Raw genomic sequence first — 21,796 nt, forward strand, 5'->3', positions numbered from 1 at the left:
CGCTATCGGCCGGTTTCGCCCTGTTCGTTCGGGACGACGTGCACTGCGGCCTCCTCCGCGCCCGCGGCGCCGCCGTCGATTCCGACGTCGGAGGCGAGGAGGGCCTTCTCCGTGTCGGGTCGGACGCCCTCGTCGGGGGCCACCAGGCGGCCGGCGCGGCGGGTGCCCGCGGCCTCCCGGTCGACCGGCTCGCCCGCTCCGCCGGGCAGGTCGCCGATCCCGTCGCCCTCGTCGCCCCCGCCGGGCGGGACGTCGGGCTCCTCCTGGGCGAGGCGCTGGTCCAGGGTCTCGCCGTCGCGCTGCTCGGCGGCCGTCTCGCCGGTCCTGCCGACACCCCGCGGTTTCTCCGGCGGCGAGTAACCCTCGTCGAGCAGGTCGTCGTAGTCGCGCTCGTCCACCGCGTCCTCCAGATCCAGGGGCGCGGCGTCCGCCTGCTCCTCCATGTTCCCGGTCGGCTGGTAGACGTCGTCACCCATGGCTCCGTCACTCGTGGTTGCGTCGCTCATGGCCCTTGCCTTTCCGTCGTCGAGTGCGGCTCGGCGCGCGCCGGGCGCCCTCCGCTCTCGTCCGGCTGCTCGTCCGGTCCCCCGTGGGTCTCCGCCGGGGCGAGGTGCCGACTCCGGCTGGGCTCGGCGGTGGTCGCTTCGCCCTCCTCCTCGTCGGCTTCCGTCTCACTCCTGCTTCCCGGCGGGTGGATCGGGTGCTTCTGGTCGGTGTCGTCGAGCGGAACACCACCGGCTCCGCCCTGCGGGACGTCCTCCACGGCTCCTCCTCGTCCTGTTCGCGATCCGGGCCGGCCCCGGGGCGCGCTCGGGCGGGTACCCGGACGGCCGCGGCGGAATCATCGGCGGTGGGGAACGTGGGTGGTGCCGTCGTGTGAGGACGGCGGCGATCCTGTCGCCCCGGTAGCGGGGGGCACTGGGGCATGGAGACGGCCCGCCGAGCCCGGTTCAGGCGGCGCGCCGGGCCTTCGCCACCCCTTTGGCCAGGCGCACCCGCACCAGGGCGGCCGCCAGCCGGGCCAGGTCCGTCGGCGGGACCAGCTTCGCGAGGCCGTTCGGGGTGTGCGGCAGGCCGAGTTCGGCCGCGGTCGCGCAGGCGCGCTCGTCGAAGAAGGGGCGCAGGTCCGGCCAGACGGCCTGGGCCTCGCGGCAGAAGATGTCGGCGCCCACCGGTCCGATCCGGGGGACCTCCTGCAGCAGCTCGCGCAGCCTCCCTGGCTCGCCGTCGGACTGCCCGTGCAGCTTCCGCAGGTCACCCGCGTAGCGGTCGAGCAGCAGCGCGGCGCCGTCGCCGAGGGCGGTGGCGGTGCTCTCGTCGTACCGGACGAAGTGCGCCCGGCCCAGCGCGTCCACCCGGTCCTGCCAGTTGGAGTCCGCCATCGCGCGCGGGGTCCGCAGCCTCACGGCGAACAGCTCCCGGGCTGCGGCGGTGGCGATCTCCGCCTTGATCCGGATCGAGCACAGCATGGTCAGGACCAGTAGCCGGTACAGCGGGGCGGGTTTGTCGCGCAGGGTGATGCCGGCCTCGGCGGCGTAGGTCCGTCCGTACTCGCGCAGCAGCCCGGCGGTCACTCCGGCGTTGTCCATCGGGCGTTCCTTCCCACGCACTCGGTGGCCCGCGCAACGGCAGTCGAGCCGCCGCGCGGGCGCGTCAGTGTCCGAGCGCGTCGGCGAGTTCCTTCTTGTTCATCTTCGAGCGGCCGTGGATGTTGCGCTGCTTGGCCTCGTTGTAGAGCTGCTCCTTGGTCGGCCCCTGGGAACCCGAGTGGGACCGCAGGCCGCCGCGTCGCGCGGACGAGATGTCGTGGATCGAGGAACGGCTGGCCGTCCTGGACTCGCCGTGCCGCGCCCGTTCCTTGTTCACCGTGCGGGCGGCGATCTCCTTGGCCCGCTTCTCGCTCTCCCCCCGGTCCAGAGCGCTCTCCTTGATGTGCTCGTACTGGCGCTCACGCTTCTTGCTCGAACCGGCCGGCATGTCTCCTCCTTCGTCGGCAGGGACGCCTCGGTGACGGACTCAGGGCTGGAACAGCACCTTGGCCACGCCGCCGTCCTTGTGTTGGAACATCTCGTGGCTCCTCGCGGCCGCACCACATCACCCGGCAACCGCGGTCCGCGAGTTCACCCGCGATCAGCAGGCCGAGGCCCCGGGAGGAGCCGGTCACCAGGGCGGTTCGCCCGGTCATGGTGCCGTTGCCACGGTGCATCGGCCGTACCTCCTCGGTCATCGACGATTCGACGCTCCGGCGTCTGTCCGACTGCCGGGGGCGCAAACCCGCGCGATCCGTTCCGTCCCGGATCCGGGTGCCCGTGGTGAGGCGAACAGGCACGGCAGACGGCCGGGCGGGGCGCAGTTCGAGCACGCAGCACTTCGGGCCGCCGCCGCCCTTGAGGAGTTCGGGCATCCGGACCGGTACGGGGACGTACCCCTCGGCGTGCAGGCGGCCCGCCAGTCCGCGGGCGGCGGCGGGCAGGACGACGTGGCGGCCGTCGCTGACGGCATTGAGCCCGAACGCCACCGCGTCCGCCTCGGAGGCGAGGATCGCCCGCGGGTAGAGCAGGTGCAGCAGGTGCCTGCTGGCCGGGGCGAACGCGGGCGGGTAGTACATGATCCGGTCGTCGTCGAGGACGGCGAGCGCGGTGTCGAGGTGGTAGAACCGCGGGTCGACCAGGGTCAGTGTGACCACCGGACGGTCCAGCAGCCGGCGGGCCTCGCGGTGCGCCGCCCGACTTGTGCGGAAGCCGGTGGCGGCCAGGATCCGCGGCCCCGCGAGCAGGAAGTCGCCCTCGCCCTCGTTGACCGGCCCCGCCGTGTGTACCGGCCGGTAGCCCGCCGCCACGAACCAGCGCCGGTGCGCCTCCGCCTCCGCCGCGCGCTGGTGGTGCCGGAAGCGGGCGACCAGGACCCGGCCGTCGACCACCGTGGCGCCGTTCGCGGTGAACACCATGTCCGGCAACCCCCTTACGGGGGAGATGAGTTCGACGCGATGCCCGAGGTCGAGCAGGACGGCGCGCAGCTCGTTCCACTGCCGGAGCGCGGTAGCCGGATCGACCGGCCGGGCCGGGTCCATCCACGGGTTGATGGCGTACTCCACGGCGAAGTGGCGTGGCGGGCAGAGGAGGTAGCGGCGGCGCTTGGCCGCCCGAGCGGAGCCGGACGTCTTCATGCGGCGCGCGTGCCCGGAGCGGTCGGCGGGAAACGGTCGGGAGTCGTCGGGAGCCGGTAGGGCGGGCCGTCGTTTGCGGCGGGTGACGACGGGCACGCGCGAAGGCGGGCCGCCCGCATCAGACCGGGTCGGACGTGGGCGGTCGAGGAGTGTCGGCCGAAGCCTGGAGTTACCGTGCGCAGCTGGTGGCGGGCCCTGCGGGCGTTCGTGCGGGACGTCTGGGACGAGGGCAGCAGAGTCGAGGTGCTCCAGCGCTCGATGGCCTTCGCGGCCCTGTTCTTCGTGACGCTCGTACCGCTGCTGATCGTCATCGCCGCTGCCTTCCCCACGCGCGGTACGGGCATCGCGCAGTGGATCATCGACGCCCTGGGCGCGCGCGGCCGGGGTGCGGTCGCCGTCCACCGGTTGTTCGCCTCCCGCGGCCAGGTGCTCAGCACCACGACCGGCTTCGGCCTGGCCGCCCTCGCGGTCTTCGGGATCTCCCTGATGGCCGCCGTCCAAGGCGTCTACCAGCGGATCTGGCGGACGCACCGAGGCCCCTGGCACGCGGTCTGGCGACAGGCCCTCGGTCTGGCCGCGCTGATGGGCTACATCGTGCTGGCCGCCTGGAGCGGCTCGCCCTGGCACCGGTCGGGCGCGCAGCCGACCTTCCGGATCGGCGTCACCGTCGCCGGCGGCCTGCTGCTCTTCTGGTGGCTCCCGCACCTGCTGCTCGCCGGCCGTGTCCCGGCCCGCGAATTGTTCCCGGGGGCGGTCGCGACCGTCCTCGCGCTGGCCGGTCTGCACCTCTTCTCCCGGCTGGTGTTCGCGCCGCTGCTGGTGTCCAACGCGGTGTCCTACGGCACGGTGGGGACGGTCCTGATCGTCCAGTCCTGGCTCATCGGTGTCGGTTACACCGTGTACGGGGGCGCCCTGGCCGGCTGTGTGTTCGCCCGGGCCCGCCGGGGCCCGGAGGCGACGGACGGCGGCAGTGGGTCGTGAGCCGCGTCCACGGGCGGGACCGGTGTTGCCCGGTCGCACCATCGCCCCCGCCACCCCGGCGAGCTCTGGTACCCGCCGAGCGCGGTGGGCCGGGGCTGCCGGGCCTGTGAGGCGGCCCTCCGAGCCCCCGGATCCGTCACGGGGGCGGGTCGTCAGGTGATCGGATCGTTCGGCGGGGTCCCACGGTCGCTACTCCTGTGCTGTGTCGCCTGTGCGTGTCGACGGCACGCGAGCGGTCCGGGCGGTTGGTCGGACCGCTCGGACCGGTTTCCTTGTCGGGCCTCGTCCGGGGACGGGCTCGACCCGCGCCTGCCCCCGGCGACGGAGGTCAAACGGGAGCCCGGAGCAGTCGGGCTCCGTGCGGAGTGAACGAGGGCCGGCCGGGTACCCGCCGGAGCGTTCCGGCCGGACAGTCCGGCCGGAGGTGTCGACGACAGCCCTGGAGGCGTGGTGGACCAGCGCACCGAACACCTCGAACCGACCGCGGTCCCGAACCATGGGGTGGACGACTGGCCCGGCCCGGCTCCGGCCGGGCGGCTCCCGCCCGACCGGGCCCAGGCGATCCTGGAGACGGCCAAGCGGATCGGCTCGCTGCTGAAAGCCAAGGGGCATCCGTTCGCGCTCGCCGGCGGGGTCGCCGCCTACGCGCACGGCGCGACCGTGCGGCTCCAGCACGACGCGGACTTCTGCGTCCGCTGGGAGGACGCCGAAGCCGTGACCCGCACCTTGCGTGAGGCCGGGCTCCAGGTGTACCTGCCACCGGAGGACTGGCTGATCAAGGCCCGTTGTCTGGGCCAGGACGTCGACCTGATCCTCGAACTCGCCAAGCGCCCGGTCACCTCGGAGCTGCTGGACCGCGCCGAGGTGCTGCCGGTCGACTCCGTGCACATGCCGGTGCTCGCCGCCACCGACCTGGTGAGCAGCCTGCTGGCGGCATTCTCCGAGCACCACTGCGACTTCGGTGCGGTGCTCGCGGTGGTCCGGCCGCTGCGGGAGAAGGTCGACTGGCGACGGGTGCGTGCCGAGCGCGGCGGGACGCCGATGCCGGACGCCTTCCTGTACCTGCTCGAACGGCTCCAGGTGATCGGGCCGGACGGCCGGTCCGACGGACCCGAAGGGGGAACCCATGGGAAGCGCGACGGGGAGACCGATGATGACCGATGACACCGAGTACCGCATCGCCCACCTTCGCGACCGGCTCGCCGATGACGAGGTCGGTGAACTCGGCCTGCGGATCGAACTGCACGGCGCCCACGTCACCGTCCGGGGCACCGTGCCGACCGCCCAGCGCCGCGCGGCCGTCCAACGCATCGTCGGCGAGGCCCTGGTCGGCCTGGTGGTGCACACCGACATCGTGCTGGCCGACGGCAGACCACCGACGGGCGGGGAGGACCTGCCGTGATCCGGGTCGCCGCCGTGGGGGACATCCACCTCGGCCCGGACAGCCGGGGTTTGCTGCGGCCCGCCTTCGCCACGCTGGGCGACGCGGCCGAGTTGCTGTTGCTGGCCGGAGACCTGACCAGGCACGGGACACCGGCGGAGGCCGAGGTGGTCGGGGAGGAGGTCGAGGCCCTGGCCGTCCCGGTGATCGCGGTGCTCGGCAACCACGACTACGACGCGGGCTGTCCCGAAGAGGTCGCCCGGATCCTGGCCGGCCACGGCGTCCGGGTGCTGGAGCGCTCGGCGGCCGTCGTGCGGGCGAACGGTCGGCTGGTCGGGGTGGCCGGCACCAAGGGGTTCGGCGGCGGGTTCGCCGGGCGCGGCGGCGGGGAGTTCGGGGAACCGGAGATGAAGGCGTTCATGCGGCACTCCCGGGAGTGCGCGGACGGGCTGCGGGGCGCGCTGGAAGGACTGGCGGCAGAGGGCTGCGACCTACGGATCGCGCTCACGCACTTCGCCCCCGTGCCCGACACCCTGGCGGGGGAACAGCCGGAGATCTACCCCTTCCTGGGCAGTTACCTGCTCGCCGAGGCGATCGACGCGGCCGGGGCCGACCTCGCCGTCCACGGCCATGCGCACCTCGGCACCGAGCGGGGCCTCACGGCCTGCGGCGTGCGCGTGCGCAACGTGGCGCAGCCGGTCATCGGACGGGCCTTCGCGGTCTACCGCTTGCACGGTGCGGAGCACCGGCCGGACCTCGCCGGGCGGGTGATGGGACCATGACGCTCGACCACCCGGCCGAGCGCGGCCGGGGACGGTTCGCGCGGCTGGCGGAGCGCGCGTCCAACCTGACCAGTTCCCCACTGTTCTACGCGCTGTGCGTCCTGCTCGTGGCGGGCTTCGTCGCGGTGCACGTCGCGGGACTCTCGACCTCGTGGCAGCTCCTCGTCGGCGACATGATGTCGGCCGTCACGCTGCTGCTGCTCGCGCTGCTCAAGAACGCCGAACGCCGGGCCGAGCACGCGATCCAGCGCAAGCTCGACGCCATCGCCGCGGCCCTGCTCGCGGAGGAGGAGGGCAATCGGAGCGAAGCCATGCAGGACCTCAGGGACGCGATCCGCATGGAGGAGGAGATCTGACCGACTGGCCTGACCGACCGGGGCTTGACCGACAAACCGGGGGAAGGGTGTGGGAGGAGGCGGGAATGATGGACGGACGGGAGCGGGGCGCGGGGTACGGGGTGCGGGGGCCGTTGTCGGCGGCGGTGCTGGGACTGGTGACAGCGGGGCCGCCGGGGTCGGGGCGGTTGCTGGTGCCGTCGCCGGAGCCGTTCGGCGATCCCTGGGGCGAGGACCACCAGTTCGCGCTGCACCTGTGCTACGAGCTCCATGACCGGGGGCTGGCCGGGGTCCTGCCGGGCTGGGAGTGGGAGCCGGAACTGCTGCACCTGCGGCGGGAGTTGGAGCGGTCGTTCCTCGCCGCCGTGCGCGCCGAGGCGGAGCCCGTCCGGCCGGTGCCGGAGGCCCTCAACCAGCTGTTGGCGGAATCCCCGGAGGACACCGGGCCGTCGCACTTCCTGCGCGACGAGGGCAGGCTCCGGCACGTGCGCGAGTACCTGGTGCACCGTTCGGTCTACCACCTCAAGGAGGCCGATCCGCAGCTGTGGATGCTGCCGAGGATCCACGGGCCGGCGCAGGCCGTCCTGATGGCGATCGTCTACGACGAGTACGGTGCCGGGCGCCCCGAACGTGCCCATGCCGGGTTGTACGCCCGGATGATGGCGGCCTTCGGCCTCGATCCGGGCTACGCGCACTACCTGGACCTCGTACCGGCCCCTGCCCTCGCGGTGGTCAACCTGATGACACTCTTCGGCCTGCACCGGGCGTTGCGGGGTGCGGCCGTCGGGCAGTTCGCCGCCCTGGAGATCACCTCCTCGCCCGGGTCCGCTCGGCTGGCCGCCGCACTGGAGCGGCTCGGCGGCGGGCCGGACGGGACGCTGTTCTACCGGGAGCACGTGGAGGCCGACGCCGTCCACGAGCAGCTGGTCCGGCACGGGGTCGTGGAGCAACTGATGGCGAGCGAGCCGGAGTTGGCAGCGGACATCGCCTTCGGGCTGGCGGCCGCGCAGGTCGTCGAGGGCCGGTTCGCCGACCACCTGCTCGGCTGCTGGCGGGCCGGCCGTACATCCCTGCGTTCAGCCCTTCCCGCCGCGCTTCCCGCTGGCGTCCCCGCTGCTTGAGGTGCCCGTATCGTTCGAGCGGCGCCTGCGGGGGCGTCGGTGGCTGGTGTCGCAGAACGGGTAGTACCGGCTCCGGTGGCACGCGCACAGTGCCACGACCGGTCGTTCGGACACCCGGACCTCTCCGTTCGGCAGGACCACTTCCACCGGACCCTCGACGAGCAGCGGGCCGCCCGGCACCGCGACCACCCGGGTGGTCGGCCGGTCAGCGTTCCCGGACACCGCGCACCACCACCAGGACTTCGTGTCGCTGGCCCGGCGCGATCAACCCGAGCCGCTCGAAGCGTGCGGCCCGTGCAGTCATCACCGGTCCGAAGGCCTGCCGGCGACGAGCTGCCACCGTCGTCCGCAGTCCGGCCGCGCCGAGGGAGACCAGCGTGGCCGGGACGTTCGAGAGGGAGGACTGGACGAGGAGCAGGACGCCCCCGCGGGCCAGCCGCCGGGGTGCCTCCCGGCAGATCCGGTCCAGCACCAGCCGTCCGTCCGGTCCCGCGTCCCACGCGAGCCCGGGCCCGGTCCCGGCAGCCGCGGTGGCCGCTGCCGGGACGTAGGGCGGATTGGCGGTGATCAGGTCGAAGCTCAGCTCCGCGACGGGGGCCAGCAGGTCGCCCCGGTACAGCCGGATGCCGCTGCGGTGTAGCTTGGCGTTGAGCCAGGCGGTGGCCACGGCACGGCTGGAGAGGTCCACCGCCGTCACCCGGGCGCCGTCCTCGGCGGCCGCGAGGGCGACCGCTCCCGTCCCGGTGCAGAGGTCGAGCACCCGGCTGCCGCTGCCGAGGCGCTCGCGGTGCAGGCAGGAGACCAGCAACTCGGTGTCGCCCTGGGGTCGGTAGACGCCCGGCGGTCTGATCAGCAGCATGCCGCTCGGCCCCCTTGCGGGGGTGCCGGCGTGGGAGAAACGGGGGTGACGTCCATGACAGGCGGGTTTCCGGGGCCGGGGCGGCGAAACGTAGGGCGAGGCACCGTCCCACTCCAGCAGGAAGGCGATCCGTCGCAGTGCTTCCGCGGGGTCCATGGCGATCCGTCCCGTTCGGTCAACGCGCGCGCCGGGGCGGTGAGTTCATCCGCCCGGTCACCGCCGTCACCGCCCCCGGGCCAGGGCGCCGACCGCCGCGGCGCCGATCAGGGCTGCTCCGCCGGCCGCGAGCAGGCCGTGGTGCTGGGAGGCCCACAGCTGGGCGCTGCGTTCGCGGGCCTCGGCGTCGAAGCGCCCGTGCGCGCCGTGGTCGGAGTCGTCGTCGGCGGGTGTCCACAGGTTGTCGGGGTCCTGGTCCCGGTGCGGCTGGTCGTCCTGCTGGGCGTCGACGCCGTTGCGCGCGAGGTAGCGGTCGAGCAGGCCGGGAGCGACCGCGTTGGCGAGCAGGGTGGCGGCGGTGCTGGCACCGACCCAGTACTCCCGGCGCCCGGGGTGGTCGGCGGCGTACCGGACGGCGCGGGCGGCGAGTTCGGGCTGGTGGACCGGGGGGACGGGCCGGGCCCGGCCGCGCAACCGGTTGAGCACCCAGTCGAACTGTGGGGTGTTGACGGCGGGCAGTTGCACCATGGTCACCCGCACCCCCGAGCCGGTGGCGAGCAGTTCGCAGCGCAGCGCCTCGTGCCAGCCCTGGATGGCGTGCTTGGCGCCGCTGTAGGCGGTCTGCAGCGGGATGCCCCGGTAGGCGATGGCCGAGCCGACCTGTACGATCGTGCCGCGGTCGCGCGGCAGCATCCGGCGCAGTGCGGCGCGGGTGGCGTTGACGTACCCGAGGTAGGTGACCTCGGTGACCCGGCTGAACTCCTCGGGGGTGATCTCGGTGAACGGCGCGAACACCGACACGAAGGCGTCGTTGACCCAGACATCGATCGGGCCGAACTCCGCTTCCGCGTGGGCGGCCGCCCCCTCGCAGGCTTCCGGGTCGGAGACGTCGGCCAGGACGGTGCGTACCGGTGATCCGGCGGCCAGGGCCTCGGCGGCCGCGGCATGCAGCCCGGCCGAGCCGCGGGCGACCAGGACGAGGCGGTCGCCGCCGGTGGCGAAGGCGCGGACGCAGGCCCGGCCGACGCCTGCGGTCGCGCCGGTGATGACGACGGTACGGGGTTCGGAGCGCGTACGGATCCTCATGGCGGGCGTCTTGCCGGAGGTGGAGAGCCGAAACCTCGCGGCCGAGACACCCGGGTTGCGGCGCCAAGGCCGCAACGGTCACGGCTCATGCCCGGGCGGGTCCTCCGCGCCGGGATCCGCGGGCGGTGGCGCGCAGTGCCCGTCGGTGCGGCGCAGGTGCCGGACCGGCAGCAGGAACCAGCAGAAGGCGAACCAGAGCAGCACGGCTCCGACGATGCCGGCCGCTACCGCGGATCCGGCCGCCACCCGCAGCAGGAGCAGTAGGGCGGAGCCGATGGTGAGCGACAGCAGGATCAGGCCGGTCGCGACCAACCGTGCGGCCGCGTCGACCAGTTGGGGCTTGAGGCGGTGCCCGGCGAAGATCCGGTGGTAGGCGACCGGTGCGGTGAGCGCGCCGGTGGCGAGAGCGCCGAGCACGACGGTGACCACGTACAGCCCCCGCCCGAACCCGTCGAGCTGGGGGAAACGGGCCATGAAGACCACGCTCAGCAGGAAGCCGAACAGCACCTGGGAGCCGGTCTGGGCGACCCGCACCTCCTGGAGCAGGTCGGTCCAGCGCCGGTCGGCCCGTTCGTCGGGGGACTCCCGCCGCCCGGTCCGCGGCGCGTGGGCGCGCCCGGTCCGTCCTGTGTTCGTCGTCGCCATGAGGGGTCGCCTCCGGGAAGGACACGGGGGGCGCGCCCTGCGTCGGACCGCAGCCCCGGTCTCGGTCATCTGCCGGTCTCCATTCCGCCCCCGCCCGTCCGTGCGTGTAGCCGCGCCGGGCACGGGCAAACGCGCGCCGTGGGCGAGCAGCGGGCGGTGCCCCCGACCGCACCGTGACCTCCCTGTACACGGAATCGAACCGTCTGCTGGCACGGAGAATCGGACGAATCAGAAAAAGTCACCTGAAACGTGAATTCCATGTCATATGTCGGGGTAGAACACCTGTCGTAGCGGTCGTAGCCGAATCCGGCGGCCGCGCCGGCACCCACCGGGTGCCACCGGGACCTTCGCTTGAAGAAGCCGGGCACAGGTCCTGGGGGAAGAAGTCCACAGCACGCGAGCGGTCCCGTTCGCGGAGCTGGGCGTTCACCCCGATGCCCAGGAGAAGCAAGTGTCCACCCTTCCGGAGACCGTTCACCGTGCCGTGCGGACGACCGCCGGCCTCCCGTCCGAGCCCTCCCCGTCCGAACTGCCGCCCCGGTTCACCGAGGCCGAGCTGCGCGCGTTGGGCAAGACCGAAGCGCGCGAGCTGAGCGACGCGTTGTTCCAGCGGCTGATCGGCCTGGCCCGCGAGGGCGGCGCGTACAGCTACGTCCGCGGCACGATCATCGAGCTGAACATGCCGCTGGTGCGCTTCATCGCGGCTCGCTTCCGCCACCGCGCCGAGGACATGGAGGACATCCTCCAGGTCGGCACGATCGGCCTGATCAAGGCCGTCGACGGCTACGACCCCCACCGCGGCGTCGAGTTCGTCACCTATGCCATCCCCACCATCGCCGGTGAGATCAAGCGCTTCTTCCGCGACACCTCCTGGCCCGTCCGGGTGCCGCGCAGCATGCAGGAGCTCTATCTGAGCGTCGCCCGCGGCTCCGACCGGCTGGAGCAGGAGCTCGGGCGCCTCCCGAACCCGGTGGAGATCGCCGAGGACCTCCACCTGACCGTGGCGCAGGCCACCGAAGGGCTCGTGGCCGGCCGGGTCTACCGCCCCAACTCCCTGGACGCGCTGCGCGAACAGGACACCGACGAGAGCGGCAGTGCGCTGCTCGACCGTCTCGGCGGCTGCGACCCCGGCATCGACCTCGCCGACTTCCGCACCGCCGTCCGCCCTCTGCTCGCACACCTTCCCGAACGCGAGCAGACCGTGCTGAAACTGCGCTTCTGGGGCGGCCTGACCCAGTCCGAGATCGCGGCCCGCATCGGCGTCTCCCAGATGCACGTCTCCCGTCTGCTCAGCACCACGCTGAACGGGCTGCGCGAACGGCTGGAGGACCATGACGCGCCCGGCTGGTCGGACGAGCCGTTCGAGGACCGGCCGGACGGGAGCGGCCCCGGCTCCGCGGACCGAACCGCGGGCCGGGCATGACCGAGATCGAACGGACCGGCGTGAGCGTCTACACGGTTCCCACCGACGCGCCCGAGGCCGACGGCACCCTCGCCTGGGACAGGACGACGCTCGTCCTGGCCGAGGTCGTCAGCGGCCCGTACAGCGGTCTCGGCTGGACCTACGGCGCGCCCGCCACCGCCGCCGTGATCCGCGAGGAACTGGCCCCGTTGCTCACCGGGCGTGACCCGCACGACACCGACGGGGCCCAGGAGGCCATGGGCCGGGCGGTCCGGAACGCGGGCCGCCCGGGGCTGGTCTCCGGGGCGGTCTCCGCCCTCGACCTGGCCCTGTGGGACCTGCGCGGCCATCTGCTCGGACTGCCGCTCGCCCGGCTGCTCGGCGGCGCCGCCCGCCCCGTACCGGTGTACGGCAGCGGCGGCTTCACCACCTACTCGGCCGCGCGGCAGGAGCGGCAGCTGCGCGGCTGGAGCGAGGAGCAGGGCATCCCCCGGGTCAAGATCAAGATCGGTGAGTCCTGGGGCACCCGGGAGCGCCGCGACCTGGAGCGGGTGCGCGCCGCCCGCGCCGCCGTCGGCGACCGCACCGAGCTCTATGCCGACGCCAACGGCGGCTACCGGCGCAAGCAGGCCGTCCGGATCGGTCACGCCCTCGCCGACGAAGGCGTCACCTGGTTCGAGGAGCCCGTCTCCTCCGACGACCTCACCGGCCTGGGCCGCGTCCGCGACGCCGTCACCCCCGACGTCACCGCCGGCGAGTACGGCTACGACCTCCCGTACTTCGCCCGCATGGTGCCCGCCGTCGACTGCCTCCAGGCCGACGCCACCCGCTGCGGCGGCCTGACCGTCTGGCTGCGCGCCGCTGCCCTCGCCCAGGCGCACGGCCTCGACGTCTCCGCCCACTGCGCCCCGCACCTGCACGCCCACGCGGCGGCGGCCGTCCCCAACTGCCGTCACCTGGAGTGGTTCCACGACCACGTCCGGATCGAACGGCTGCTCTTCGACGGCACCCTCGACCCGGCCGGCGGCACCGTCACCCCCGGCGCCGACGGCGCCCCGGGTCACGGGCTGCGCCTCGCCCCCGCCCGTGCCGCCGAGTACCGCACGGCCTGAGGGCCGGAGGGCCAGGCCTTCTCGGGGCTTCTGGGAACTCAGCGGCCCCGGTGCGCGACCGTTCCGGATCGATCCGGATCGATCCGGAACGGAAGGGCACTGACGGTCCTCGACGGACAACGGCCGTACGCCTCCGGCGGGTCACCCGCCGGACGCGAGCGCGGCGGCGGACTCCAGCAGCAGCGCGTGGACGAAGGTCTGGGGCAGGTTGCCGCGCAACTGGCGCTGGGCGACGTCGAACTCCTCCGCGTACAGGCCGGCCGGGCCGCAGGCGGCGCGGTTGCGCTCGAACCAGCGGACCGCCTCGACGCCGTTCCCCTGCTGGTGCTCGGCGAGGGCCATGACGAAGCCGCACAGCAGGAAGGCTCCTTCGGAGTCCGCCGGCGGCCGCCGGTCGTGGCGGAAGCGGTACAGGTAATGGTCCTGGCCGAGGTCCGTCCGAACGGCCCGCAGGGTCGCCGTGGTGCGGGGGTCGTCGGCGGGCAGGGCGCCGCGCAGGGCCGGTAGCAGGAGAGCCGCGTCCACGCCGGAGCGGCCGGGCGAGCGCTGCCAGCGGCCGGCGGGGTGCAGGCAGTCGGCGGAGGCCTCGGCGAGGACGAGGTCGGCCAGCGCCTCCCAGCGGGCCGCACGTCCGCCGCCCGCACCGGGGACGGCGGCGAGCGCGCGCAGTCCGGCGGCGCAGATCAGCCGGCTGTGGGTCCAGCGGTCGGCGTCCAGCTCCCAGATGCCCGCGTCCGGCTCGCGGTGCCGGGCGGCGATCGCGTCGGCGGCGGTGACCGCCGCCCGCCAGCCGTCCGCGTCGAGGCGGTCCCGGCGGGCCGCCGCCGCGAGCAGGAGCAGGCTCTCGCCGAACACGTCGAGCTGGAACTGGCGGTTGACGTGGTTGCCGACGACGTCGAAGCCGCCCGGGTAGCCGGGCAGGTCCAGGGTGCGCTGGTCGGGGACGGGCCCGCCGGCGGCGGTGTAGGCGGGAGCGAGCGCCCGGCCGTCGGCGAGCAGACGCTCGGTGACGAACCGCACCGAGCCGTCCAGCAGGGCCGTCGCGCCCGCCGCTGCGGCGGCCTGGCCGATGTACGCCTGGTCGCGCACCCACACGTAGCGGTAGTCGTAGTTGCGGCCCTGCTCGGCGCGCTCGGGCAGGCTCGTGGTGGCGGCGGCCACGGTGCCTCCGCCGGGGCCGGTCAGACCGGTCAGCACGGTGTGGGCATGGTGGGCGTCGCGCTGCCCGAGGGTGTCGGCCAGGTCGGGCCCGCAGGCCGTCCACCCGGCCTCGGTCGCCCGCCACAGGGAGTCCGCCGGGGTCGGCGCAGGCAGTGGTCGGTCCGAGAGTTCCAGGACGAGGTCCCGCCGGCTGCCCGCCGCCAGCAGGATCGTGGCGCGCAGCGCGGCTCCGTCCGGCCGGGCCTCCGGGGCGCCGGCCAGGCGTACGTGCAGTCCGCCGGTGCGGCCGGTCCAGACGCCCCCCTCGTCGCGGTGGAGCCCGAGCAGGGGGTGGGCGCCGAAGCCGGTCGCCGGCTGGACGTGGACCTCCACCCGGGCGTCCCCGTGGACGGCCTCGATCCGGCGCAGCAGCACGGCGCGGTGCCGCTCGCCCGGGTGGGCCAGGGCTTCGCGGCACTCGACGATCCCGCCGGTGGTGGTCCAACGGCTGCGCCAGACCAGCCCGCCGGGCTCGTAGTAGCCGCCCCACACGAAGGGTTCGGCGGGGGTGACGCCGTACCACCCGGGCCCGCCGATGAGGGCGGCGAAGACGGCGTCGTCGTCCCAGGCGGGGGCGCACATCCACACGAGGTCGCCGCGCGGCCCGAGGAGGGCGCCCCGGTGGCCGTCGGCGAGCAGGGCGTAGTCCCGCAGGGCGTGCGGCGCGTGGGTGTCGAGGGCGGATGTGCTCAACAGCTCGCCTCCTGGAGCGAGTTGGCGGGGGTGCCCGGTCAGGGGAGCCGCGGCAGCACCTGCTCGCGGTAGAAGTCGAAGAACCCCTCCTGTTCCTGGCCGATCTGGCCGACGTACACCTCGTCGAAGCCGGCCTCGACGTGGCCCCGCAGCCGGTCGGTGTGCTCCTGGGGGTCGTCGCCGCAGGTCACGGCTTCGGCGACCATCTCCTCGGTGACCAGCTCGGTGGCCTGCTCGAAGTGGCGCGGCGTGGGCAGGACCTGGGCCAGCTCGCCGGGGAGCAACTCGCTGGGCCAGAGCCGGTGGACGGTCTTGACCGCGCGCTCGCGGTCCTGCGACCAGCACACCTTGACGCCGCCGAGGACGGGGCCGCCGCCACCTGCCGCCCGGTAGCGGCCGATCAGTTCGGCGTCCGGGGTCATGGTGACCAGCCCGTCCGCGAACCCGGCTGCCGCCTCGGCCGCCTTGGGCCCGAACGCGGAGGCATAAACGGGCAGTTCGCCGTTCTCCGGCGCGGTGTAGAGCTTGGCGTTCTCGACGGTGTAGTGGGTGCCGCAGTGATTGACGACCTCGCCGGTGAAGAGCTCTCGCATCACGGCGACGGCCTCCTCCAGCATCTCCGCGCGCACGCCGAACGGCGGCCAGCGGTCGCCCAGGACGTGTTCGTTGAGCGCCTCGCCAGTGCCGACACCCAGCCGCAGGCCGCCCGCCAGCTGCACGTCCGCCGTCGCCGCCGCCTGCGCGACGACGGCCGGGTGGAGCCGGACGGTGGGGCAGGTGACCAGCGTCGTCACCGGCAGCCGGGTCACCTGCGAGAGCGCGCCGATCACGCCCCAGACGAACGGGCTGCTGCCCTGGGCGTCGTTCCACGGGTGGTAGTGGTCGGAGACGGCGAGCCGGGTGAAACCGGCTTCCTCGGCCATCCGGGCCTGTTCGACCAGTTGGGCGGGGGTGAACTCCTCGCAGGACAGGAAGTAGCCGAACGCGGTCATGGCAGCCTCCGTTCGTGGCGGGCTCGGGCTCCTCGTCGGAGCGGCTAACCCGGTCCGGCACGCCGAAACCTCCGGGGCGTCGGGCGGCCCGGGAAGCGGGTCGCCGGACGGGCCCGGCGGGCCGAGCCGGGAGGTGGCCCCGGAGCGGGTGCGGACCGGCTGCCAGTGGGTAGGCGCGACCGTGATCGGAGGTGCGACATGCCGACGTGTGACGAGGAGACGTTGGGCCGGGTCCTGGCGCGGGCGCTGGCCCGGTCCCGGGCGAGCGGGCCGGGGGAGCTGCCGGGCGTGGTGGAGGAGGCTGTCCGCGGGCTGGGCGGCACCGGGGCGCGGGTGTTCCTGGCCGACGTCCAGCAACGGCAGCTCGCACCGCTGCCCGAACCGTCGGGCCCGGACCCGGGCGAGCGCCTCGACATCGAGTCCACGCTCGCGGGGCGCGCCTACCGGCTGCGCTGCACCCAGTTCTCCGCCGGTCCGTCGCCCGTCGCCTGGTTCCCGCTGGTCGACGGGATCGAGCGGATCGGCGTCCTGCGGGTCGCGCTCCCACAGCCGGAACCGGACGCGCTCGTCCGCTGGGAGTCGCTGGCGGCCCTGGTGGCGCTGCTCGTGGTCTCCAAGGGTGCGTTCAGCGACGTGATCGTCCGTACGACGCGCGACCGCCCGATGAGCCTCCAGGCCGAACTCCTCTGGGCCTTCCTGCCGCCGCGCACGATCGGCACCCGCGACGTCACCTCCAGCGCGGTCCTCGAACCCGCCTACGAGGTCGGCGGGGACGCCTTCGACCACTCGGTCGCGGCCGGGCGGCTCCACCTGTCCGTGTTCGACGCGATGGGGCACGACCTCGCCTCCGGCGGCGCCAGTTCGGTGGCCCTGGCCGCCTGCCGCAGCACCCGCCGGGCCGGCGGCGGCCTCGCGGAGATCGCCCAGGCCATCGACCGCACGCTCTGCCGCTGGATCCCGGACCGGCTGCTGACCGCCGTCGTCGCCGACCTGGACGCGGCCACCGGTGAGCTCACCTGGGTCAACTGCGGTCACCCGACGCCGCTGCTGATCCGCGGCCGGCACGTGGTCGCCGACGCCCTGCGGCGGCGCGCCGAACTCCCGCTCGGACTCGGCTTCCAGGAGCGCGAACAGCCGGCCGTCCACCACCTCAGGCTCCAGCCCGGCGACCGGCTCCTGGTGCACACCGACGGCGTGACCGACGCCCGCTCGGCCAGCGGCGAGACCTTCGGTGAGGAGCGCCTGACCGACACCGTCGTCCGGCACATGGCCAGCGGCGAACCGGCCCCCGAGGCGTTGCGCCACCTGATCCACGCGCTGCTCGCCCACCAGGACCACCGGCTGCGCGACGACGCCACGATCGCCCTCGTCGAGTGGCACCCCGACGGGCGGGGTGAGTGAGCCCTTTCCGGATCATCCGGAGGGCTCACCTCGTCCGGCGGGCTCACCGCCACGACCTTCCGCACCGGGGGTGTCGTGCTGCTTCGGGTCGTGGTCGGTGAACTCCACGTCGACCCGTTGTTCGGGGCGCCGCTCCTCCTGGCGGGCGATCGCGCCGAGCACCTGTTCGTCGGCGTCGGTGAGCGGCGGCTGGAGCAGGCTGCGCGGCCACAGTCGGCGGGCCAGGACGACATTCGTCTCGGCGGCGAACACGGTGATCTGCGCGGCCAGGTAGAGCCAGGACAGCAGGCCGATCACGGTGGCGAAGAAGCCGTACACCTGGCCGGCGTGGCGCAGCTCGTGCACGACGAGCAGGGAGCCGAAGGCCTGGAGGACGGTGAACAGCGGGCCCGCGATCGCGCAGCCGGGCCGGAGCGCGCGGGTCGGGATCCCGCGCGGGGTGAGCACCCGGAAGCAGACCAGGCACAGGGCGGCGTTCAGCAGCGCGGAGACGAGCAGCCCGCCCACCCGGGCGGCGGGCCCGCCGAGTGAGGAGGCGACGACCGAGGCTGCCCCCGTGCCGAGTACCAGGCCGGCGCCGAGCACCACCAGGAGCAGCAGGCTGCGGGCCAGCCGCGGCCAGTAGCCGGGGCGGCTCACCCCCGGGACGTTCCAGATCTCGGCCATCGCGTGCTGGAGCACCTGGGCGATGCCCAGGGCGCCGTAGAGCAGGAACAGCATGCCGACGGCGAGGGCGAAGCCGCTGCCCTGCAGCGAGTGGACGTTCTGGCGGAGCTGGTCCCCGATGATCGGGAAGTCGGCGAGCGCGGAGTCGAGGACGGACCTCTGCGCGCCGGGGTTGCCGTGCAGGACGAAGCCCAGGACGGTGCTCAGCAGGAGCAGCAGCGGGATCAGGGCGAGGAAGCCGTAGTAGCTGATCAGCGCGGCGAGCAGCCCGCCGCGGTCGTCGCCGTACTTCCTGACCACGCCGACGGCCGCGGCGATGGGCCGGTGGCGCTGCTGGAAGCCGTCCACCGAGCGCAGCCCGCGTTCGACCGGGTTCATGCCGTCCTCCTCCGCGTGGCGGTGCGCGGACCCGCCACGGATCGGGCCCGCGCGGGTGCGTCTGCCCGCCCGGGCCGTCCCCAAGCGGCTCCTCAGGTCCTAGCCTGGAAGGGGGCCCACGCGGTGAGGGTGATCCGGATGAAGGACTTTCCCGAGGTCAACGGCTGGACGGTCGTTCCGCTCAGCGGTGACCTCGACGACTTCGCGGCCCCCGAGCTGCGGAAGCTCTTCGACGTGCTGGTCGACGGCGGTGCGCCCCGGCTGGTCGTGGACCTGGCCGCGGTCGGCTTCGTCGACTCCAGCGGCCTCAACGCCCTGATCGGTGCCGCCCGGCGGGTGCGGGAGGGCGGGGGAGGGCTCCGGCTGGCGGGCGCCGCGCCGCGGGTGCGGGACGTCGTGGAGCTGAGCGGGGTGTCGGCGGTGCTGCCGCTCTACCCGGACGTGGCGGCGGCCTGTGGCTGACCGGCGCGCCTCCGCGACCGCCCGGGCCGACGAGACCACCGTGTTGCGCGAGGCGGTGGACCGGCTGCGCGCCGAGGCCGAGGGGCTGCGCCGTGCGATGCGCACCCGGGGCGTGATCGAGCAGGCCAAGGGCATGCTCACCGAGCGACTGGGCTGCACGCCGGACGAGGCCTTCGGCCACCTGGTGCGGCTCTCCCAGGACACCAACCGGCGGGTCGCGGACATCGCCGCCGGGCTGGTCGGCCTCGCGGCACCCATCACGGACCTCGCCGCGGACACGGCGCTCCAGGAGGCCGTCGAGGAGCTCGTCCGCCCGGTGCGGCATCCGCCCGCACCCGTCGAGCCCGCTGCCGGCCCGGTTCCGGCGCCGCCCGGCGTCCTCCGCCCGGCCCCGGTGCCCGGCCTGGCCGCCCGCTACCACCTGGCCGTCTCGGCACTGGCCGCGGCGGAGACCCCGGAGGAACTGGCTCGGCTGCTGCACGAGGTGGCGCTGGCGCCGCTCGGCGTCGTCGCCGTCGTCCTCGGCCTGCTGGAACCGGACGGCGCCCTGACACTGCTCGGCAGCCACGGAGTGGAGCCGCGCCGGGTCAGCCAGTGGCGGCGGATCCCGCCGGAGACCGGCGTGCCACTGGCCACCGCCGCCCACGGCGGCGGCCTGGTCTGGGAGTTCGACGCGCAGGACGCCGGAGGACGAGCACCCGAGACCGGCCGGATCGTCCCCGGGCGGACGGCCTGCGCGGTGCCACTGCGCAGCGGGGACCGGGTCATCGGGGCGATGAGCCTCGGCTGGGACGGCCCGCCCGAGCGGGCCCGGGCGGCCACCCGCTACCTCGACGCATTGGCCGGCCTGGCGGCGGGGCACCTGCTGAGGGTCGCCGCGGCCGGGGGCGGCGAGCCGGGCCTGGTGGTGCCGGGCGGCGAGTACTGGTTCCGCGGCGTGCTGGACGCGATGTTCGAGCCGGTCCTGGTGCTGTCGGTGGTCCGGGAAGGCGGCAGAGAAGGGGCCGTCACCGACCTGCGGATCAGGTACGCGAACGCCGCAGTCGGCGCCGTCCCGATGATCGGCCGGCGCGTGACCGAGGTGTTCCCTGGGCTGGTCGCGACCGGGCCCTTCGCCCGGATCCTGGACGCGGCCGGAACAGGCGCCCGGTACGAGGGCCGGACCGAGGACTTCACGAGGACGAACGACCGCGCGGGCGCCGACGACCCGGCCAGGGCGGACGGCCCCACCGGTTCGGGGGAGCCGCTCACCCTGCGGGCGGTGCCGTTCCTCGACGGGCTGCTGCTCACCTGGCGCGCCGCGGACGGCGCCGCGGAGCCTGCGGCGGGAGCCGGCGACGCCCAGCGGTTGGCCGGCGTCGGCAGCTTCGCGTGGTCGCCCGGGGAGCCGGGCCCGTCGCTCTCGCCGGAGGCCCGGCTGCTGCTGGGCCTCGACCCCGGGCGGCCGGGCCCGGTCGGCGCGACCGAGGCGCTGGCCCGGGTCCGGCCGCCCGACCGGGCCGCCGTCGGGGCGTTGGTGCGGCTGCTGCTGGGCGGGCAGCGGCCGCCCGCCGTGGACGTCGCGGTCGGGCCGCCGGGGCCGGGGGCGCGGACGGTCCGGATCGCTGCGGAGGCGGTCGTCGACCCGGCCACCGGGCGGGTGCGCGCCGTACGGGGCGTCCTCCAGGACGTGACCGAGCGGCACCGCACCGAGCAGGTCCTGCTCGGAGTGCGGACGAGGCTCGCGGAGCAGCAGCGCCGGGCCGCGGCCGAGCACCGCACCACCCAGGCCCTGCAGAACGCCCTGATGGGAGCGCCGGACGAGCCGGACCCGCCGTTCGCGGGTGTGGACCACGCCGCCCGCTACCTGCCGGCCGGCGACCACCGCCGGGTGGGCGGCGACTGGTACGACCTCACCGCCCTACCCGGCGGTCCGGTGCTGCTCGCGGTCGGCGACGTCAGCGGCCACGGCCTGGCCGCCGCCGTCGGCATGTCCGAGCTGCGGTACGCGCTGCGCGGGCTCTGCATCGCCGGCGCCGGCCCGGCCCGGTCGCTCGACCGCCTCAACGTGCTGCTCTGCCACCGGGGCGGCCGCTGGATCGCCAGCGTGCTGTGCGCCCTGCTCGACCCGGCCGCCCGCACGCTCACCTGGAGCGCCGCCGGGCACGCGCCGCCTGCCCTGCTCCGGGGCGGGGCCGCCGCGCCGGCCGACGGGCCCACCGGCACGGTCCTCGGAGCGCTGCCCGAGAGCCGCTACCACGACACGGTCCAGCCGCTGGACCCCGGCGACACCGTCCTGCTCTGGACGGACGGCCTGCTGAACCGCCGGGACGCCGACACCGGCCGCCCCGACCGCCTGCTGCACGCCGCCGAGGAGTACCCCGCCGCCGACCTCGCCGGGCTGCTCGACCACCTCGCGGACCGGCTCGGCGGCCCCAACCCCGCGGACGACAGCTGCCTCCTCGCCGTCCGCCTCCGATCGCGCCACGAGTTCGTGCGTTAGTCCGCGCCCCGACGGGGAACCCGGACCGGCGGACCGGGGGACGGGCGTACAAGGAGGCAGGACGTCATGGACGGACGGCAGCGGCGGGCGGCGGCTGGGCGTGGGCGGCGGCGCGGTGCCCTGGGGTTTCGAATCGTGTTCGGGCTGCGCAGCCGGGCCCTGGAGGCCACCCGGGGTGCACGGACCCGGACGGTCCTGGCGCTCGGGCTGCTCTCCCTGGGCCTGCTCGCGGCCGGCCTTCGGACCACGGCCGCGCCCCTCGCGCTGGCGGTGACCGGCTGCTGGGCCCTCGCCCTCGCCCTCGCCTGCGCGGTGCTGCGCGCCTGCGCCGTGCAGAGGGCCGGTGAGCGGCCCGGCCCCGGCCGGCAGAGCCGGGCGGGCGGTTCCCGGTAGTTGTTCCGGTGGCGCATCGCGAGCCACTGGCGTTGGGCCGTGCGCCGGAACCGTCGGCACGGTGCACCGGCCGGGAGGGTGTGCCGCGAGGTCGGCCGGGAGG

General features: G+C 74.6%; 24 protein-coding genes. 12 read left to right on the forward strand and 12 right to left on the reverse strand.

Going from position 1 to position 21,796, the window contains the following annotated elements; all coding sequences use genetic code 11:
* Positions 1-2 precede the first annotated feature (2 nt).
* From ACFVXG_RS28860 to ddaH, 5 genes are all read right to left on the reverse strand, one after another.
* Positions 3-506, reverse strand: coding sequence for a DUF5709 domain-containing protein (locus ACFVXG_RS28860; protein WP_387931379.1), 504 nt, complete (start codon positions 504-506; stop codon positions 3-5).
* Positions 503-763, reverse strand: coding sequence for a hypothetical protein (locus tag ACFVXG_RS28865; RefSeq protein WP_387931381.1), 261 nt, complete (start codon positions 761-763; stop codon positions 503-505). Before ACFVXG_RS28865 ends, ACFVXG_RS28860 begins: the two co-directional genes overlap by 4 nt.
* Positions 764-950: 187 nt before the next feature.
* A complete protein-coding gene (locus ACFVXG_RS28870) occupies positions 951-1,589 on the reverse strand; it encodes an endonuclease (RefSeq protein WP_387931383.1) in 639 nt (212 codons plus the stop codon).
* Positions 1,590-1,653: 64 nt separating this feature from the next.
* Positions 1,654-1,977: a plasmid stabilization protein gene (locus ACFVXG_RS28875; protein WP_387931385.1), complete on the reverse strand. Its 324-nt coding sequence runs from the start codon at positions 1,975-1,977 to the stop codon at positions 1,654-1,656.
* Entirely contained in the window at positions 1,949-3,166 is a 1,218-nt protein-coding gene (gene ddaH, locus ACFVXG_RS28880) for a dimethylargininase (protein WP_387931386.1), read from the reverse strand. The genes ACFVXG_RS28875 and ddaH overlap by 29 nt, the downstream gene beginning before the upstream one ends.
* Positions 3,167-3,340: 174 nt before the next feature.
* Between ddaH and ACFVXG_RS28885 the strand changes: the two genes are divergently transcribed.
* The 6 genes from ACFVXG_RS28885 (at position 3,341) to ACFVXG_RS28910 (ending at position 7,766) form a co-directional block, all read left to right on the forward strand.
* Entirely contained in the window at positions 3,341-4,147 is an 807-nt protein-coding gene (locus tag ACFVXG_RS28885) for a ribonuclease BN (RefSeq protein ID WP_387931388.1), read from the forward strand.
* A 501-nt stretch (positions 4,148-4,648) separates the two neighbouring features.
* Positions 4,649-5,311, forward strand: coding sequence for a nucleotidyltransferase family protein (locus ACFVXG_RS28890; RefSeq protein WP_387931421.1), 663 nt, complete (start codon positions 4,649-4,651; stop codon positions 5,309-5,311).
* Entirely contained in the window at positions 5,301-5,549 is a 249-nt protein-coding gene (locus tag ACFVXG_RS28895; protein WP_387931390.1) for a hypothetical protein, read from the forward strand. Before ACFVXG_RS28890 ends, ACFVXG_RS28895 begins: the two co-directional genes overlap by 11 nt.
* On the forward strand, positions 5,546-6,310 hold the full coding sequence (locus tag ACFVXG_RS28900) for a metallophosphoesterase (RefSeq protein WP_387931392.1): 765 nt from the start codon (positions 5,546-5,548) through the stop codon (positions 6,308-6,310). Before ACFVXG_RS28895 ends, ACFVXG_RS28900 begins: the two co-directional genes overlap by 4 nt.
* On the forward strand, positions 6,307-6,666 hold the full coding sequence (locus tag ACFVXG_RS28905; protein WP_387931394.1) for a low affinity iron permease family protein: 360 nt from the start codon (positions 6,307-6,309) through the stop codon (positions 6,664-6,666). The genes ACFVXG_RS28900 and ACFVXG_RS28905 overlap by 4 nt, the downstream gene beginning before the upstream one ends.
* Before the next feature lie 65 nt (positions 6,667-6,731).
* Positions 6,732-7,766, forward strand: a complete 1,035-nt coding sequence (locus ACFVXG_RS28910) for an iron-containing redox enzyme family protein (protein WP_387931396.1) — start codon at positions 6,732-6,734, stop codon at positions 7,764-7,766.
* Here ACFVXG_RS28910 and ACFVXG_RS28915 read toward each other — a convergent pair.
* From ACFVXG_RS28915 to ACFVXG_RS28930, 4 genes are all read right to left on the reverse strand, one after another.
* A complete protein-coding gene (locus ACFVXG_RS28915; RefSeq protein WP_387931398.1) occupies positions 7,722-7,988 on the reverse strand; it encodes a CDGSH iron-sulfur domain-containing protein in 267 nt (88 codons plus the stop codon). The two genes, ACFVXG_RS28910 and ACFVXG_RS28915, sit on opposite strands and share 45 nt — an antisense overlap.
* Positions 7,972-8,625, reverse strand: coding sequence for a HemK2/MTQ2 family protein methyltransferase (locus ACFVXG_RS28920; RefSeq protein ID WP_387931400.1), 654 nt, complete (start codon positions 8,623-8,625; stop codon positions 7,972-7,974). Before ACFVXG_RS28920 ends, ACFVXG_RS28915 begins: the two co-directional genes overlap by 17 nt.
* Positions 8,626-8,847: 222 nt before the next feature.
* Positions 8,848-9,867: an SDR family oxidoreductase gene (locus ACFVXG_RS28925; RefSeq protein ID WP_387931402.1), complete on the reverse strand. Its 1,020-nt coding sequence runs from the start codon at positions 9,865-9,867 to the stop codon at positions 8,848-8,850.
* A gap of 78 nt (positions 9,868-9,945) precedes the next feature.
* Complete coding sequence (locus ACFVXG_RS28930) at positions 9,946-10,512, reverse strand: DUF6328 family protein (RefSeq protein ID WP_380640333.1); 567 nt, start codon at positions 10,510-10,512, stop codon at positions 9,946-9,948.
* A gap of 451 nt (positions 10,513-10,963) precedes the next feature.
* Between ACFVXG_RS28930 and ACFVXG_RS28935 the strand changes: the two genes are divergently transcribed.
* Together ACFVXG_RS28935 and ACFVXG_RS28940 are read left to right on the forward strand one after the other, a co-directional pair.
* Positions 10,964-11,935, forward strand: a complete 972-nt coding sequence (locus ACFVXG_RS28935; protein ID WP_387931404.1) for a SigB/SigF/SigG family RNA polymerase sigma factor — start codon at positions 10,964-10,966, stop codon at positions 11,933-11,935.
* The gene (locus tag ACFVXG_RS28940) at positions 11,932-13,026 is read left to right on the forward strand and encodes an enolase C-terminal domain-like protein (protein ID WP_387931405.1); all 1,095 of its coding nucleotides are present in this window, start codon (positions 11,932-11,934) and stop codon (positions 13,024-13,026) included. The genes ACFVXG_RS28935 and ACFVXG_RS28940 overlap by 4 nt, the downstream gene beginning before the upstream one ends.
* A gap of 141 nt (positions 13,027-13,167) precedes the next feature.
* Here ACFVXG_RS28940 and ACFVXG_RS28945 read toward each other — a convergent pair whose 3' ends face one another.
* Both ACFVXG_RS28945 and ACFVXG_RS28950 read right to left on the reverse strand, forming a co-directional pair.
* Positions 13,168-14,919 (reverse strand): glycoside hydrolase family 15 protein, encoded by a 1,752-nt coding sequence (locus ACFVXG_RS28945; protein WP_387931407.1) that lies wholly within the window; start codon positions 14,917-14,919, stop codon positions 13,168-13,170.
* A 38-nt stretch (positions 14,920-14,957) separates the two neighbouring features.
* Positions 14,958-15,911 (reverse strand): TIGR03557 family F420-dependent LLM class oxidoreductase, encoded by a 954-nt coding sequence (locus ACFVXG_RS28950; protein ID WP_387931409.1) that lies wholly within the window; start codon positions 15,909-15,911, stop codon positions 14,958-14,960.
* A gap of 198 nt (positions 15,912-16,109) precedes the next feature.
* Between ACFVXG_RS28950 and ACFVXG_RS28955 the strand changes: the two genes are divergently transcribed.
* The gene (locus tag ACFVXG_RS28955) at positions 16,110-17,312 is read left to right on the forward strand and encodes a PP2C family protein-serine/threonine phosphatase (RefSeq protein WP_387931411.1); all 1,203 of its coding nucleotides are present in this window, start codon (positions 16,110-16,112) and stop codon (positions 17,310-17,312) included.
* A gap of 12 nt (positions 17,313-17,324) precedes the next feature.
* On the opposite strand, the gene ACFVXG_RS28960 is transcribed toward ACFVXG_RS28955, so the two are convergent.
* Entirely contained in the window at positions 17,325-18,356 is a 1,032-nt protein-coding gene (locus ACFVXG_RS28960; protein WP_387931413.1) for a YihY/virulence factor BrkB family protein, read from the reverse strand.
* Positions 18,357-18,494: 138 nt separating this feature from the next.
* Here ACFVXG_RS28960 and ACFVXG_RS28965 point away from each other — a divergent pair, with 138 nt between their 5' ends.
* The 3 genes from ACFVXG_RS28965 to ACFVXG_RS28975 all read left to right on the forward strand — a co-directional run bounded on the left by ACFVXG_RS28965 (position 18,495) and on the right by ACFVXG_RS28975 (position 21,693).
* Positions 18,495-18,818: an STAS domain-containing protein gene (locus ACFVXG_RS28965; protein WP_387931415.1), complete on the forward strand. Its 324-nt coding sequence runs from the start codon at positions 18,495-18,497 to the stop codon at positions 18,816-18,818.
* A complete protein-coding gene (locus tag ACFVXG_RS28970) occupies positions 18,811-21,300 on the forward strand; it encodes a SpoIIE family protein phosphatase (RefSeq protein ID WP_387931416.1) in 2,490 nt (829 codons plus the stop codon). The genes ACFVXG_RS28965 and ACFVXG_RS28970 overlap by 8 nt, the downstream gene beginning before the upstream one ends.
* A 66-nt stretch (positions 21,301-21,366) precedes the next feature.
* Complete coding sequence (locus ACFVXG_RS28975) at positions 21,367-21,693, forward strand: hypothetical protein (protein WP_387931418.1); 327 nt, start codon at positions 21,367-21,369, stop codon at positions 21,691-21,693.
* Positions 21,694-21,796: the final 103 nt, after the last annotated feature.

The organism is Kitasatospora sp. NPDC058162 (assembly GCF_042884005.1).
GTDB lineage: Bacteria > Actinomycetota > Actinomycetes > Streptomycetales > Streptomycetaceae > Kitasatospora.